This is a genomic window from Pantoea sp. SGAir0175 (assembly GCF_043547855.1).
The window spans coordinates 3,553,200-3,568,165 of sequence record NZ_CP028081.1 but is presented as its reverse complement, the minus strand read 5'-3'; the positions used below and the strand labels follow the sequence as shown (position 1 = coordinate 3,568,165).

The 14,966-nt window shown below is 56.7% G+C and carries 13 protein-coding genes and 2 tRNA genes; 11 read left to right on the top strand and 4 right to left on the bottom strand.

Annotated elements, in window-relative coordinates:
• Window positions 1-260: 260 nt before the first annotated feature.
• Window positions 261-2,537, top strand: a complete 2,277-nt coding sequence (locus C1N56_RS16750) for a TonB-dependent siderophore receptor (RefSeq protein WP_394516890.1) — start codon at window positions 261-263, stop codon at window positions 2,535-2,537.
• Window positions 2,538-2,543: 6 nt separating this feature from the next.
• Here the strand turns inward: C1N56_RS16750 and pmrB are convergent, their stop codons facing one another.
• From pmrB to dacB, 3 genes are read right to left on the bottom strand one after another with little or no spacing between them, the layout of a single operon-like run.
• Window positions 2,544-3,605 (bottom strand): two-component system sensor histidine kinase PmrB, encoded by a 1,062-nt coding sequence (gene pmrB, locus C1N56_RS16745; RefSeq protein WP_021507712.1) that lies wholly within the window; start codon window positions 3,603-3,605, stop codon window positions 2,544-2,546.
• Window positions 3,602-4,264, bottom strand: coding sequence for a two-component system response regulator PmrA (gene pmrA, locus C1N56_RS16740; protein ID WP_021507711.1), 663 nt, complete (start codon window positions 4,262-4,264; stop codon window positions 3,602-3,604). The genes pmrB and pmrA overlap by 4 nt, the downstream gene beginning before the upstream one ends.
• Window positions 4,264-5,697, bottom strand: coding sequence for a serine-type D-Ala-D-Ala carboxypeptidase (dacB, locus tag C1N56_RS16735; RefSeq protein WP_031279733.1), 1,434 nt, complete (start codon window positions 5,695-5,697; stop codon window positions 4,264-4,266). Before dacB ends, pmrA begins: the two co-directional genes overlap by 1 nt.
• A gap of 248 nt (window positions 5,698-5,945) precedes the next feature.
• On the opposite strand from dacB, the gene greA reads away from it, so the two are divergent.
• A complete protein-coding gene (greA, locus tag C1N56_RS16730) occupies window positions 5,946-6,422 on the top strand; it encodes a transcription elongation factor GreA (protein WP_021507709.1) in 477 nt (158 codons plus the stop codon).
• Window positions 6,423-6,550: 128 nt separating this feature from the next.
• Here greA and yhbY read toward each other — a convergent pair whose 3' ends face one another.
• A complete protein-coding gene (yhbY, locus tag C1N56_RS16725) occupies window positions 6,551-6,844 on the bottom strand; it encodes a ribosome assembly RNA-binding protein YhbY (protein ID WP_010617345.1) in 294 nt (97 codons plus the stop codon).
• 126 nt (window positions 6,845-6,970) lie between these two features.
• On the opposite strand from yhbY, the gene rlmE reads away from it, so the two are divergent.
• The 9 genes from rlmE (at window position 6,971) to nusA (ending at window position 14,960) form a co-directional block, all read left to right on the top strand.
• On the top strand, window positions 6,971-7,600 hold the full coding sequence (rlmE, locus tag C1N56_RS16720) for a 23S rRNA (uridine(2552)-2'-O)-methyltransferase RlmE (protein WP_394516889.1): 630 nt from the start codon (window positions 6,971-6,973) through the stop codon (window positions 7,598-7,600).
• 174 nt (window positions 7,601-7,774) lie between these two features.
• Window positions 7,775-9,703, top strand: a complete 1,929-nt coding sequence (gene ftsH, locus C1N56_RS16715; RefSeq protein ID WP_021507707.1) for an ATP-dependent zinc metalloprotease FtsH — start codon at window positions 7,775-7,777, stop codon at window positions 9,701-9,703.
• 85 nt (window positions 9,704-9,788) lie between these two features.
• Window positions 9,789-10,622, top strand: coding sequence for a dihydropteroate synthase (folP, locus tag C1N56_RS16710; protein ID WP_211725282.1), 834 nt, complete (start codon window positions 9,789-9,791; stop codon window positions 10,620-10,622).
• 4 nt (window positions 10,623-10,626) lie between these two features.
• Window positions 10,627-11,961, top strand: coding sequence for a phosphoglucosamine mutase (gene glmM / locus C1N56_RS16705; protein ID WP_394516888.1), 1,335 nt, complete (start codon window positions 10,627-10,629; stop codon window positions 11,959-11,961).
• Window positions 11,962-12,178: 217 nt separating this feature from the next.
• Window positions 12,179-12,514, top strand: a complete 336-nt coding sequence (gene secG, locus C1N56_RS16700) for a preprotein translocase subunit SecG (RefSeq protein ID WP_010617340.1) — start codon at window positions 12,179-12,181, stop codon at window positions 12,512-12,514.
• Window positions 12,515-12,560: 46 nt separating this feature from the next.
• Window positions 12,561-12,647: transfer RNA gene (locus C1N56_RS16695), tRNA-Leu, on the top strand.
• Window positions 12,648-12,706: 59 nt separating this feature from the next.
• Window positions 12,707-12,783 (top strand) — tRNA-Met (locus C1N56_RS16690).
• Between the two features lie 212 nt (window positions 12,784-12,995).
• Window positions 12,996-13,448 carry a ribosome maturation factor RimP gene (gene rimP, locus C1N56_RS16685; RefSeq protein WP_264249564.1) on the top strand — a complete coding sequence of 151 codons (453 nt, stop codon included), beginning with the start codon at window positions 12,996-12,998 and terminating at the stop codon, window positions 13,446-13,448.
• 24 nt (window positions 13,449-13,472) lie between these two features.
• Window positions 13,473-14,960, top strand: coding sequence for a transcription termination factor NusA (gene nusA, locus C1N56_RS16680; RefSeq protein ID WP_021507703.1), 1,488 nt, complete (start codon window positions 13,473-13,475; stop codon window positions 14,958-14,960).
• Window positions 14,961-14,966 lie beyond the last annotated feature (6 nt).

Genomic DNA, 14,966 nt, shown 5'->3' with positions numbered 1-14,966 from the left:
GGGGCTGCCAGTCGCCGTCTGTACGGGGAGGTTTACATAGGATTGATAAATAATACTATTGATAATTATTTGCATTTGCAATAGGGTGACTGCGCTCAAAATGAGCACGCACGTTCCGTCTGGCACCCGGTAAGTCATGGGATTCAGCAAAGGATGGCCCTGCCAGGTGTGAACGGCTGCGCGATAAAGACAGGGATCTTCTCACCGGCTCGCCAGTCACTCCGCTGTGGCGCAGAACTGGCCTTCCAGGAATGAAAAAAATGAAGCATTACTCGCGGTTAACCTTCGCTATTTTGATCGAACTGGGGCTCAGCGCCTCACTGCTCTCCGGCAGCGCCTGGGCAGCAGAGACTTCCAGCAAGACGACTTCCAGCAACGCCTCTTCTCCCGACGCCAGCGCAATGGACGGTGGCACCTTAATGGTGACGGCCCAGCAGCAGACGCTGCAGGCACCGGGGGTTTCCACCATCACCGCCGATGAGATCAAAAAGCATCCGCCGGCGCGCGATGTCTCAGAAATTATCCGTACCATGCCGGGGGTTAACCTGACCGGTAACTCGACCAGCGGCCAGCGCGGCAACAACCGTCAGATCGATATTCGCGGCATGGGACCGGAAAATACCCTGATTATGGTGGACGGCATGCCGATCACCAGCCGTAACTCAGTGCGTCTCGGCTGGCGCGGTGAGCGTGATACGCGCGGCGATACTAACTGGGTGCCGCCGGAGATGATTGATCACATCGACGTGATTCGCGGGCCGGCCGCGGTGCGCTACGGTAACGGCGCGGCGGGCGGTGTAGTGAACATCATCACCAAAAAGTACAGCGATCAGCAGTGGCACGGTTCGTGGAATACCTACTTCAACGCGCCGGAACACAAATCGGAAGGGGCGACCAAACGCACCAACTTCAGCCTTGAAGGGCCGCTGGGCGACGACTTCAACTTCCGGCTGTATGGCGGCTTAGCCAAAACCCAGGCCGACGCGTACGACATCAATGAAGGGCACGCGGCAGCGCGCACCGGCAGCTATGCCGGCAGCTACCCGGCAGGCCGCGAAGGCTCGGTAAACAAAGACATCAATGCGTTGCTGAGCTGGGCGTTTGCGCCCATGCAGACGCTGGAGCTGCAGGCCGGTTACAGTCGTCAGGGCAACCTGTACGCGGGCGATACGCAGAACACCAACACTAACGCACTGGTAAAGAGCCTGTACGGCGATGAAACCAACCGTCTGTATCGCCAGAATATTTCACTGAAATGGACCGGCGCGTGGGATAACGGCATCAGCACCAGCAGCTGGGCGCGCTACGAGAAAACCCGCAATACGCGCATTAATGAAGGTCTGGCGGGCGGCACGGAAGGGATCTTCTCCAACAGCGGGTTCAATACCATCCAGCTGGACGATGTGCTGCTGCACAGTGAAATCAGCCTGCCGTTTGAGCTGGGCGTCAATCAGACCGCGACGCTGGGCACCGAGTGGAACCAGCAGCGCATGAAAGATCCTTCGTCGACCACCCAGGCTGCCAGCAACGGCGCTGTTCCAGGCATCGCCAGCACCGGCCGCAGTCCTTATGCCCAGGCGGAGATTTTCTCCCTGTTTGCCGAAGACAACATGGAGCTGACCGACAGCACCATGCTGACGCCGGCGCTGCGCTTCGATCATCACTCCATCGTTGGCAACAACTGGAGCCCATCGCTTAACCTGTCACAGGGGCTGGGCGATGACTTCACGCTGAAGATGGGGATTGGCCGGGCCTACAAAGCGCCGAGTCTGTACCAGACGAACCCGAACTACCTGCTGTACAGCAACGGCCAGGGCTGCGCCGCCAGCACCGGCGCCTGCTATCTGCAGGGTAATCCGAATCTGAAGGCGGAAAACAGCATCAATAAAGAAGTTGGGCTGGAGTGGAAGCATGAAGGTTATCAGGCCGGTCTGACCTGGTTCCGTAACGACTACCGCAACAAGATTGAAGCCGGTTATGCGCCTGCAGGTAAAGCCTCTAACGGCACCACGGATATCTATCGCTGGGAGAACGTGCCGAAAGCGGTGGTGGAAGGGCTGGAAGGCACGGTCAATGTTCCTTTCTCTGACAGCGTGATGTGGAATAACAACTTCACCTACATGCTGCAGAGCAAGAACAAGGAGACCGGCGATCGTCTGTCGATCATTCCGGAGTATACGCTGAACTCGACGCTGAGCTGGCAGGCAACGCAGGATCTGTCGCTGCAAACCACCCTGACGTGGTACGGCACCCAGACGCCGAAGAAGTACGACTACAAAGGACAGCCGGTGACCGGCAGCGCCACCGACAAAGTGAGCCCGTACTCGCTTGTCGGCCTGAGCGGTACTTACGATATTAATAAGTACGCCAGCGTGACGCTGGGCATCGATAACCTGTTCGATAAGCGCCACTTCCGTGAGGGCAATTCGCAAACCACCGGTAACGCCACCACCGGCGCTTATCTCTACGGTGCCGGTGCCAATACCTATAACGAATCAGGCCGTACTTACTATATGAGCCTCAACACCCACTTCTAATGGCGTTCAGCCAATCAGTTGCGTTGGCAAACAGCAGCGGGCGACCAGTCCGCTGCTGTCTTCGCGGTTCACCAGTTCCAGCCTGCCGCGATGCATCTGCACAATACGCAGCACAATGTTCAGGCCCAGGCCGCTGCCGCCATAGCGTTGATCGCGCCGCCGGAACGCCTGCGTCAGCTCTTCTGCCGCATCGGCATCAATACCCGGCCCCTGATCCCACACTTCAACCCAGACCTGCTGTTGCACCTGACGCAGCTTCACCTGCACGCTGCTGCCTTCCGGACTGTAGCGTGATGCGTTCTCCAGCAAATTGCGCAGCATCAGGCGCAGCAGCACCGCTTCACCCTGCTGCGGCACATCGTCGCCGTCTGGCCAGTGCAGCGTCTGCTGACGCTGGGCATACAGTTCAGCCATCTCCGGCATCAGCGGCTGCATGATGTCACGCTGCCACTGCAGCTGCTGATAGTGGCCGCCCGCCAGCGCCTGACCGGCGCGCGACAGCATCAGCAGCTGTTCGACGGTATGCATCAACTGGTCGATACGCTCAATCAGCATGGCGCTTTGCGGCACCTGCTGCTGATGCAGAAGTTCAAGATGCAGGCGCAGCCCGGCCAGCGGCGTACGCAGCTCGTGCGCGGCATCGGCGGTGAATAATCGCTCCTGCTGCAGCGTGTGGTCGAGACGGGAAAACAGCTGGTTGATGGAGGAGGTGACCGCAACGATCTCATCCATCTCGGAGTAAATCGGCAGCGGCGTCAGGTTGTCGGCTGAGCGGTGGGCAAGGCTGTCCTGTAGCGATTTGAGCGGACGGATAATCCAGTTGATGGCCCAGAACGACAGCAGCAGCGTCAGGCTTACCATCACCAGCGAAGGCAGCAACAGCGAGGCGATGGCCTCACGGATCTCATTCTCCACGCGATCGTTACGCGCCTGGGCCGACAGGGTTTCGTTGACGAGGAAACTGATCTGTTCGCGGCTTTCGTGCCACAGCCAGATGGCGCTCATCACCTGGCAGGTGAGGAGAATCAGCGCCAGCATAATCAGTAACCGCTGACGCATGCTGTTCATTCGCGCAATTCCAGCCGGTAGCCAACGCCGCGCACGGTTTTGATGCGATCTTTCCCCAGCTTGCGGCGCAGATTATGAATGTGAACTTCTAAAGTGTTGGAGCCGGGATCGTCGTTCCAGCTGTAGAGATCCTGCTGCAGCGTTTCTCGATGCACATTCTGCCCCACGCGCATCAGCAGGCGGGTGAGCAGGGCGAACTCTTTGGGGGTGATCTCCAGCGGCAGATTTTCCAGCAGCACCTGCTGCGAGCTGAGATTGAGCGTCAGATCGCCCTGCTGCAGCAGGTTGTCGCTGTGCCCCTGATAGCGGCGGATCAGCGCGCGCACCCGCGCCTGCAGTTCTGCCAGCGCAAACGGCTTGACCAGGTAATCGTCGGCACCGGCGTCCAGCCCGTCGACGCGATCCTCCAGCGCATCGCGCGCGGTCAGGATCAGCACCGGCACCGCGATGCCGTCGCGTCGCCACTGGCGCAGCAGCGTGGCGCCATCGCGATCCGGCAGACCAAGATCCAGCACGATCAGGCTGTACTGGCTGCTGCGCAGCAGGGCGTTGCTTTCCGCCGCGCTGCCAGCGCAATCCACGGCGTAGCCCTCGCTGCTCAGCGCCTGCGCCAGGCCCGATTGTAATAACGCATCATCTTCAACGATCAACAGTTTCATTAGTTGTTCTTGTTAATGTCGGTATAGAGCCGGCTCTCAAAGCGCACCAGCGGAATCCGCCGCGTTTTCTGGTCTTCCGGCGGTACCGCATAGCCAGAGAGGAACTGGACAAAGGCCACGCGCGCACCGCTCGACGTGGTGATGAACCCAGCCAGATTATAGACGCCCTGCAGCGAACCGGTTTTTGCCGACACTTTGCCATCCAGCCCCGCTTCGTGCAGACCGCCGCGATACTGCAGCGTGCCGTCATAACCCGCCAGCGGCAGCATCGAAATATAATTCAGCGTAGCGTCATTTTTGGCGATGAACTGCAGCACCTGCATCATGGTATCCGGCGCGATCAGGTCGTGACGCGACAGGCCGGAACCATCCACCTGAATACTGTTGCCGAGGTCGACGCCGGCTTTTTCGCGCAGCACACGCCTGACCGCATCCGAACCGGCGCGGAAGGTGCCCGGCACGTTAAAGTAGTGATGGCCGATGGTGCGGAACACGGTATCAGCGATCATGTTGTCTGACTTTTTCAGCATGGTGTGCAGCAGGTTGTGCAGCGGTGCGGACTGCGTTGAGGCCAGCACCGTGCCCGGTGACGTCACCTGCGTCTGGCGCACTAAATGGCCGCTGTAATCAATATCGGCGTCGCGCAGCTGCGCTTTAAGGATCTCGCCGGCCCACGCGGCGCCATCCTGCACGGCAAATGCCAGGGGCAGCGGTTCCGCACGCTGGCGCATACAGCCGGTCAGCGTGTAGCGATTGAGCTCGCCGGGCACCACGTCCAGTTCGCAATACTGCCCGTCACCGCTGTTGCGTCCGATCGTGCGCACCTGACTGAACATGTGCGCCGGATAGTAAGAGGCGATGCGCACAAAGGCGTTTTCGCCGGGCGTATTGGCACTGTAGAGCGAAACCGAGAAGCAGTTTTTATCAACAATCGCCGCACCTGGCGGGGCGCTGAAACACTGTGTCAGATCGTTCCACGGCCAGCCTGGCGCCATATCGTGACTGGCGAACACCGAGGTGTCGATCACCAGATTGCCTTTGATATGGTTGATGCCCTGCTTTTTCAGCGCCGCCACCATATTGCGCAGATCCTGGCGGCTGAGCGTCGGATCGCCGGCAAAGCGCGCCACCAGGTCGCCATTTAAGGTGCCATCGCTGACCGCGCCTTTGGTCTCCAGCGTGGTCTGAAAACGGAAGTCCGGGCCAAGCTCCAGCAGTGCCGCCAGCGCGGTGATCACTTTCATGGTGCTGGCCGGCAACGCCATCTGTTTGCCGTGATAGTCGATTATCGGGGTGGATGCGCCCACTTTTTGTACCATCAGCGCCAGGTTTGCGCCGTCTGGCAAATACTGCATGTATTCTTCAACGGGTGCTGCTTGTGCCTGCAGCATAAACGCACAGGTTAATCCGGTAACAAGTCGTGAAAATCGCATAATCTCGCGGTAACTGACGGGTGAAGGCGTCAATACTATGTCCCCGGACGGTGCAAAGTAAACAATGACCCACAGGGAACTCTGGGGTAAAATACGTATCAAAATGCAAAACCGATACCTGACCCGGAAAGCTTTCCGGGTCAGGATTCTTTTGCTTGTGAAAAGAGGTTACGCGCCGCAGAAGCCGATCTTCTGCTGTCACCGGTCAGGATGACGCCGTTAACCAGGATAGATGACGAGGAGCCAAAATGAATCAGATTCCGATGACGTTGAAAGGCGCTGAGAAGCTGCGTGAAGAGCTGAACGAACTGAAAACCGTTAAGCGTCCGCGCATCATCGCCTCTATCGCCGAAGCCCGTGAGCACGGCGATCTGAAAGAGAATGCCGAATACCACGCCGCGCGCGAAGAACAGGGGTTCTGCGAAGGGCGTATTCAGGAGATTGAAGCCAAGCTCTCCAATGCACAGGTGATTGACGTGACCGCCATGCCGAAAACCGGCCGCGTGATTTTTGGTGCCACCGTCACCGTGCTGAATGTCGATACCGATGAAGAGTTTACTTACCGGATTGTCGGTGACGACGAAGCGGACTTTAAACAGAACCTGATTTCCGTGAATTCGCCGATGGCGCGCGGTCTGGTGGGCAAAGAGGCCGATGACGTGGCTATTGTCAAAACCCCAGGCGGCGATGTGGAATATGAAGTGCTGAAAGTGGAATACATCTAAGATATTGCTACGCTTTGAAATGCGCAGCTGCATATTGTAAAGAAAGGAAAAAGGCCGCGCTGCGGCCTTTTATCCCATGCAGGAGCATGGCACTTTCTCTGCCCGTCGGACGAGCCGTAACGGTACGCTTAACGTGGCAGAGTAATTTTGCGCTCTTTGGCAGGGCGATACAGCACCAGCACGTTGCCGATGACCTGAACGTTGTTTGCCTTAGTTTCACGCACGATAGCGTCCACGATCAGCTGCTTGGTTTCACGATCTTCCGAGGCAATTTTTACCTTGATCAATTCGTGATGTTCGAGCGCCTGTTCGATCTCGGCGAGCACGCCTTCAGTCAGGCCATTGCCGCCCAGCATGACCACTGGCTTCAGTGGATGGGCAAGGCCTTTCAGGTGCTGTTTTTGTTTGGTACTCAGATTCATCGTATTTTTTGCTTACTCAGGGATTGAAAACGGTTCATTCTACCGCCATCTCGGGTATATCGCCAAATCAACGCGACCCATTGCGTGCTGATTTATCGCTACGATGACGATTTAACTGGAAATATTATGACGGGTAAAAAGCGTTCGGCCAGTTCCAGTCGCTGGCTTCAGGAACACTTTAGCGATAAATATGTGCAACAGGCACAGAAAAAAGGGTTGCGCTCGCGCGCCTGGTTTAAACTGGATGAAATTCAGCAGGGTGACAAGCTGTTCAAACCCGGTATGACCGTGGTTGACCTGGGCGCTGCGCCCGGCGGCTGGTCGCAATATGTGGTACAACAGATTGGTTCGGGTGGCCGTATTATTGCCTGCGATCTGCTGCCGATGGATCCCATCGTTGGCGTTGACTTCCTGCAGGGCGATTTTCGCGACGAAGCGGTGTTGAAAGCGTTACTGGAGCGCGTGGGCGACCATAAAGTGCAGGTGGTGATGTCGGACATGGCGCCGAACATGAGCGGTACGCCTGCAGTCGATATCCCGCGTTCCATGTATTTAGTTGAACTGGCGTTAGAAATGTGTCGGGATGTACTGGCACCTGGCGGCAGTTTTGTAGTGAAAGTGTTTCAGGGAGATGGCTTCGATGAATACCTGCGGGAAATTCGCTCCCTGTTTACGAAAGTGAAAATTCGTAAGCCGGACGCTTCGCGATCACGTTCGCGCGAAGTGTACATTGTGGCGACAGGGCGCAAACTGTAGCCCTCCATACCGGAATCAAAGCAAGGCGAAACGGCGTTTATTCTGATGCGTAATTCTGAGTTTCAGGCTAAACAGGCAAAATCATCAGCGCCGCGATTCCAGGTATGAAGGATATATAGTACCCTACGCTGTCTGTTAACACCGTTGTAATATGAGGTTAATCCCTTGAGTGACATGGCGAAAAACCTGATTCTCTGGTTAGTCATCGCGGTCGTGCTGATGTCAGTATTCCAGAGCTTTGGGCCCAGCGAGTCGAATGGCCGTAGGGTTGATTATTCAACCTTCCTGTCGGAAGTGAACCAGGATCAGGTCCGCGAGGCACGTATTAACGGGCGTGAGATCAACGTAACCAAAAAAGACAGTAATAAATACACGACCTACATTCCTGTCAACGATCCCAAGTTACTCGATAACCTGTTGACCAAAAACGTCAAAGTTGTGGGTGAACCACCGGAAGAGCCGAGCCTGCTGGCTTCCATCTTCATCTCCTGGTTCCCGATGCTGCTACTGATTGGCGTGTGGATCTTCTTTATGCGGCAGATGCAGGGCGGCGGCGGCAAGGGCGCGATGTCCTTCGGCAAGAGCAAAGCCCGTATGCTGACCGAAGACCAGATCAAAACCACCTTTGCTGACGTTGCGGGGTGCGACGAAGCAAAAGAAGAGGTGGGTGAGCTGGTAGAATACCTGCGTGAGCCGAGCCGCTTCCAGAAGCTGGGCGGTAAAATCCCGAAAGGCGTGCTGATGGTGGGCCCTCCGGGTACCGGTAAAACGCTGCTGGCGAAAGCGATTGCTGGCGAAGCGAAAGTACCGTTCTTCACGATTTCCGGTTCTGACTTCGTAGAAATGTTCGTCGGTGTCGGTGCATCACGTGTGCGCGACATGTTCGAGCAGGCGAAGAAAGCGGCACCGTGCATCATCTTTATTGATGAGATCGATGCGGTGGGTCGTCAGCGTGGTGCCGGTTTAGGCGGTGGTCACGACGAACGTGAGCAGACGCTGAACCAGATGCTGGTTGAGATGGATGGCTTCGAAGGCAATGAAGGCATCATCGTTATCGCCGCGACTAACCGTCCGGACGTACTGGACCCGGCGCTGCTGCGTCCAGGCCGTTTTGACCGCCAGGTGGTGGTAGGTCTGCCAGACGTGCGCGGCCGTGAACAGATTCTGAAAGTGCATATGCGTCGCGTGCCGCTGGCAACCGACATTGATGCCGCGATTATCGCACGTGGTACGCCGGGCTTCTCCGGTGCGGATCTGGCGAACCTGGTCAACGAAGCGGCGCTGTTCGCTGCGCGTGGCAACAAGCGCGTGGTGTCGATGGTCGAGTTCGAGAAAGCGAAAGACAAAATCATGATGGGTGCGGAACGTCGCTCCATGGTGATGACGGAAGCGCAGAAAGAATCCACCGCGTATCACGAAGCGGGCCATGCGATTATTGGTCGCCTGGTGCCGGAACACGATCCGGTGCATAAAGTGACGATTATCCCGCGCGGCCGTGCGCTGGGGGTGACCTTCTTCCTGCCTGAAGGCGACGCGATCAGCGCCAGCCGTCAGAAGCTGGAGAGCCAGATTTCAACGCTGTACGGCGGTCGTCTGGCAGAAGAGATCATCTACGGGGCGGAACACGTTTCTACCGGTGCTTCAAACGACATCAAAGTGGCGACCAACCTGGCGCGCAACATGGTGACGCAGTGGGGCTTCTCGGAAAAACTTGGTCCGCTGCTGTATGCGGAAGAGGACGGTGAAGTGTTCCTCGGTCGTTCAGTGGCGAAAGCCAAACACATGTCGGACGAAACGGCACGCATCATCGACCAGGAAGTTAAACACCTGATCGACAGCAACTACCAGCGTGCACGCCGTATTCTGGGTGAGAACATGGACATCCTTCACGCGATGAAAGACGCGCTGATGAAGTATGAAACCATCGACGCACCGCAGATCGACGACCTGATGGCGCGCCGCGAAGTGCGTCCGCCAGCAGGCTGGGAAGATCCAGGCAGCAACAACTCTGACAGCAACGGTACGCCAAAGGCGCCACGTCCGGTTGATGAACCGCGTACGCCAAACCCAGGCAACACCATGTCAGAACAGTTCGACAAGTAACAGGCCTGTTCCTAAGCAAAAACCCCGGCTGGTCCGGGGTTTTTTACATTCCACAATCCAGTGATTCCTCAGGGAGATTTTCGCCATGAAGTTGTACGCCCGTGATACCCATCTCGATCTGTCGTTTCCCCATGTGATGGGAATTTTAAATGTCACGCCGGACTCCTTTTCTGATGGCGGAACGCACAACACGCTGGTCGACGCCCTCACGCACACCAACGAGATGGTGAATGCCGGTGCCACGATTATCGATGTGGGCGGCGAATCAACGCGTCCCGGTGCTGATGAAGTCTCAGTGGAAGAGGAACTGGCGCGGGTGATTCCGGTGGTGGAAGCCATTGCGCAGCGCTTTGAAGTGTGGATTTCGGTGGATACGTCAAAAGCAGAAGTGATCCGCGAAGCTGCGCGAGTGGGCGCTCACATCATTAACGATATCCGCTCGCTGTCCGAGCCGGGTGCGTTACAGGCCGCCGCAGATAGCGGTCTGCCGGTATGCCTGATGCACATGCAGGGCGAACCGCGCACCATGCAGCAGGCACCGGAATATCAGCACATCTTAAGCGAAGTGGACGCTTACTTCGCTGCGCAGATTGCCCGCTGTGAAGCGGCCGGCATTAAAAAAGAGCGTCTGCTGCTCGACCCGGGCTTCGGTTTCGGTAAGAATCTCAGCCACAATTATGAGCTGCTGGCACATCTCAGTGATTTTCACCATCACGGTCTGCCGCTGCTGGTGGGCATGTCGCGTAAGTCGATGATTGGCCAGCTGTTAAACGTCGGCCCGGCACAGCGCCTGACCGGCAGCCTGAGCTGTGCGGTGATCGCCGCCATGCAGGGCGCGCAGATTATTCGCGTGCATGACGTTAAAGAAACTGTCGAAGCGATGCGCATCGTCGAGGCGACACGGAGAGCAAAAGGATAAAGGCATGAGCGATCGTAAATATTTCGGTACTGATGGGATTCGCGGCAAAGTGGGTGAAGCGCCCATTACCCCGGACTTTGTGTTGAAGCTGGGTTTTGCTGCCGGCAAAGTGCTGGCCCGTTCCGGCTCGCGCAAGGTATTGATTGGTAAAGATACACGGATTTCCGGCTACATGCTGGAATCGGCGCTGGAAGCCGGTCTGGCGGCTGCCGGGCTGTCTGCGGCTTTCACCGGCCCGATGCCCACGCCGGCCATTGCCTACCTGACGCGCACCTTCCGCGCCGAGGCGGGCATCGTGATCTCCGCGTCGCACAACCCGTTTGACGACAACGGCATCAAATTCTTCTCAGCCGAAGGCACCAAACTGCCGGACGACGTCGAAGCCGCCATTGAGCTGGAGCTGGAGAAGCCGCTGACCTGCGTCGAATCCGCTGAGCTGGGCCGTGCCAGCCGCATCGTCGATGCCGCCGGGCGTTACATTGAGTTCTGCAAAGGCACTTTTCCCAGCGAGCTGAGCCTGAACGGGCTGAAGATCGTGGTGGACTGTGCCAACGGCGCGACCTATCACATCGCGCCGAATGTGCTGCGTGAACTGGGTGCGAAGGTGATTGCGATTGGCGTGCAGCCGGACGGCATGAACATCAACAAAGAGTGCGGCGCTACCGATCTGCGTCAGCTGCAGCAGCGCGTGCTGGATGAAAAAGCCGATCTCGGCCTGGCCTATGACGGCGACGGCGACCGCATCATGATGGTGGATCACCTTGGACAGAAGGTGGATGGCGACCAGATTCTCTACATCATCGCGCGTGAAGCGCTGCGTCAGGGCCAGCTGCGTGGCGGCGTGGTCGGTACGCTGATGAGCAACATGGGGCTGGAGCTGGCGCTGAAGCAGCTGGGGATTCCGTTTACCCGCGCCAAAGTGGGCGACCGCTATGTGCTGGAAAAAATGCAGGAGAAGGGCTGGCGCATGGGCGCGGAGAACTCCGGCCACGTGATCCTGCTGGATAAAATCAGCACCGGTGACGGCATCGTGGCAAGTTTGCAAGTACTCACTGCGATTGTGCGCAACCACATGAGTCTGCACGATCTGTGCAGCGGTATGAAGATGCTGCCACAGGTGCTGGTGAATGTGCGTTTTAACGGCAGCCACGATCCGCTGGAGAGCGACAGCGTCAAAGCGGCTGCCGCAGAGGTGGAAAAAACGCTGGCCGGGCGCGGGCGCGTGCTGTTGCGTAAATCCGGCACCGAGCCGCTGATTCGCGTGATGGTGGAAGGCGAGGATGAGGCGCAGGTGACCGAGCTGGCGCACAAAATTGCCGATGCGGTAAAAGCGGTTTAACCGCGTTACGGGCGGTCAGTTTGCTGCTTTCCGCCTGTAAAATCACCGGGATGGCGCTTTTTTCCGCAATCGCAAAACTTCATGTAAATTGCGCTTGCAGAGGTATGCGCCTTTGGTTAGTATTCACACCCGCTTCTGATGGGTGATGACGAGACTCCCCGTCAATATTGGTTGAAGCTTTAACTGTGCGGATAACGCGCAAGGAAACAGGTTGATTATGTACGAAGCTCTGTTGGTTGTTTTCCTTATTGTAGCGATTGGCCTCGTTGGTCTGATCATGCTGCAGCAAGGCAAAGGCGCTGATATGGGAGCCTCATTCGGTGCAGGCGCTTCTGGTACGCTGTTCGGTTCAACCGGGTCTGGTAACTTCATGACTCGCATGACCGCGGTACTGGCTACGCTGTTCTTCATCATCAGTCTGATTCTGGGCAACCTGAACAGTAACAAGACTTCCAAAGGAAGCGAGTGGGAAAACCTCAGCGCGCCGGCTCAGTCTCAACAGCAGACTCAGCCAGCTAAACCGGCCACACCGGGCAATGATATCCCGCAGTAAGATCGTCAGCGCTAAAGCGACATCGTATCGTCGCAGTCAGTGAAGTGCCGAGGTGGTGGAATTGGTAGACACGCTACCTTGAGGTGGTAGTGCCCGATTGGGCTTACGGGTTCAAGTCCCGTCCTCGGTACCAAATCTCAGTATAACTTGCATTTTTCGCAAGATCGGCGTAACATTCGCCACGTTTTCGGACGCGGGGTGGAGCAGCCTGGTAGCTCGTCGGGCTCATAACCCGAAGGTCGTCGGTTCAAATCCGGCCCCCGCAACCACTTTCCCTTAGAGTTCTTTTTCAAATATACTGTATGCATCGACGGACGCATCCGCAGTCAGTTTTGAAAAAAATTCTGCTGGATGGTGTGCCGAAGCCGCATCGCGGCATACAGGGTCCAGTCACAAAAAGCCCCGAATTTTCGGGGTTTTTTGTTATCAGGAAATCGTAACACTGGGCTTTAGGCCCTTTTTTTATGTCTTGGGGGTGGGCTTGTCCACATTAGAGCAAAAGTTGACAGAGTTGATCTCTGCTCCGGTAGAAGCGCTTGGCTACGAATTGGTCGGTATCGAGTTCATTCGTGGTCGCACATCAACCTTGCGCATCTATATTGATAGTGAAGAGGGTATCAATGTTGATGATTGCGCCGATGTTAGCCACCAGGTCAGCGCTGTAATGGATGTGGAAGATCCTATTACGGTGGCTTACAACCTTGAAGTTTCCTCACCGGGTCTCGATCGCCCTCTGTTCACCGCGGAGCACTATGCGCGTTTCACCGGTGAAGAGGTGAGCCTGGTACTGCGTATGGCCGTGCAGAACCGCCGTAAATGGCAGGGCATCATCAAGTCTGTCGAAGGCGAGATGATCACGGTAACCGTTGAGGGTAACGATGAAGTGTTCGCGCTGAGCAACATTCAGAAAGCGAACCTGGTCCCCCACTTTTAAAAGTCCGGATTGAGGCTAACCAGGATGAACAAAGAGATCTTAGCTGTAGTAGAAGCCGTTTCTAACGAAAAAGCCCTGCCGCGTGAGAAAATCTTCGAAGCGCTGGAGAGCGCTTTGGCCACTGCGACCAAGAAGAAGTATGAGCAGGAAATCGACGTGCGCGTCAGCATTGACCGTCGCAGCGGCGATTTCGACACCTTCCGTCGCTGGGTGGTTGTAGAAGAAGTCACGCAGCCAACGCGCGAGATCACGCTGGAAGCAGCACGCTTTGAAGATGAAGCCTTCAATCTGGGCGATTATGTTGAAGATCAGATCGAATCTGTCACCTTCGACCGTATCACCACGCAGACCGCGAAACAGGTTATCGTCCAGAAAGTGCGTGAAGCCGAGCGCGCGATGGTGGTCGATCAGTTCCGCGAGCAGGAAGGCGAAATCATCACCGGCGTGGTGAAGAAAGTGAATCGCGACAACATTTCACTGGATCTCGGCAACAACGCCGAAGCGGTGATTGTGCGTGAAGACATGCTGCCGCGTGAAAACTTCCGCCCGGGTGACCGTATTCGCGGCGTGCTGTATGCCGTGCGTCCGGAAGCGCGTGGTGCGCAACTGTTCGTTACCCGCTCCAAACCAGAGATGCTGATCGAACTGTTCCGCATAGAAGTGCCGGAGATTGGCGAAGAAGTTATCGAGATCAAAGCGGCAGCGCGCGATCCGGGCTCACGCGCCAAAATTGCGGTAAAAACTAACGACAAACGTATCGATCCGGTCGGTGCCTGCGTCGGTATGCGCGGTGCGCGCGTGCAGGCGGTGTCCAGCGAGCTGGGCGGCGAGCGTATTGATATCGTGCTGTGGGACGACAACCCGGCACAGTTCGTGATTAACGCCATGGCACCTGCCGATGTGGCGTCAATTGTGGTGGATGAAGACAATCACACCATGGATATCGCTGTTGAAGCCGGCAATCTGGCTCAGGCGATTGGCCGTAATGGCCAAAACGTGCGTCTGGCATCCCAGCTGAGCGGCTGGGAGCTGAACGTGATGACCGTCGATGATCTGCAGGCGAAGCATCAGGCCGAAGCCCATGCAGCGATCGATATGTTCACTAAACATCTCGACATCGACGAAGAGTTCGCCACCGTTCTGGTGGAAGAGGGCTTCTCTTCGCTGGAAGAATTGGCTTACGTGCCAATCAACGAGCTGCTGGAAATCGACGGCCTCGACGAAGAGACCATTGAAGCCCTGCGTGAACGAGCAAAAAATGCGTTAACCACCCTGGCATTAGCGAAAGAAGAGAGCCTTGGTAATCAGGAACCTGCTGAGGACCTGCTGAATCTTGAAGGCCTGGATCGTGCGCTGGCGTATCGCCTGGCGTCAAAAGGCGTTTGCACGCTGGAAGATCTCGCTGAGCAAGGTGTTGACGATCTGACAGATATTGAAGGGCTGGATGATGAGAAAGCCGGTGCGCTGATTATGGCTGCACGTAATATCTGCTGGTTCGGCGATGACGCGTAATAACAG

Coding starts and splice junctions, on each gene's coding strand:
- C1N56_RS16750 (WP_394516890.1), top strand. CDS start 261: ATGAAGCATTACTCGCGGTTAACCTTCGCTATTTTGATCGAACTGGGG.
- pmrB (WP_021507712.1), bottom strand. CDS start 3,605: ATGAACAGCATGCGTCAGCGGTTACTGATTATGCTGGCGCTGATTCTC.
- pmrA (WP_021507711.1), bottom strand. CDS start 4,264: ATGAAACTGTTGATCGTTGAAGATGATGCGTTATTACAATCGGGCCTG.
- dacB (WP_031279733.1), bottom strand. CDS start 5,697: ATGCGATTTTCACGACTTGTTACCGGATTAACCTGTGCGTTTATGCTG.
- greA (WP_021507709.1), top strand. CDS start 5,946: ATGAATCAGATTCCGATGACGTTGAAAGGCGCTGAGAAGCTGCGTGAA.
- yhbY (WP_010617345.1), bottom strand. CDS start 6,844: ATGAATCTGAGTACCAAACAAAAACAGCACCTGAAAGGCCTTGCCCAT.
- rlmE (WP_394516889.1), top strand. CDS start 6,971: ATGACGGGTAAAAAGCGTTCGGCCAGTTCCAGTCGCTGGCTTCAGGAA.
- ftsH (WP_021507707.1), top strand. CDS start 7,775: ATGGCGAAAAACCTGATTCTCTGGTTAGTCATCGCGGTCGTGCTGATG.
- folP (WP_211725282.1), top strand. CDS start 9,789: ATGAAGTTGTACGCCCGTGATACCCATCTCGATCTGTCGTTTCCCCAT.
- glmM (WP_394516888.1), top strand. CDS start 10,627: ATGAGCGATCGTAAATATTTCGGTACTGATGGGATTCGCGGCAAAGTG.
- secG (WP_010617340.1), top strand. CDS start 12,179: ATGTACGAAGCTCTGTTGGTTGTTTTCCTTATTGTAGCGATTGGCCTC.
- nusA (WP_021507703.1), top strand. CDS start 13,473: ATGAACAAAGAGATCTTAGCTGTAGTAGAAGCCGTTTCTAACGAAAAA.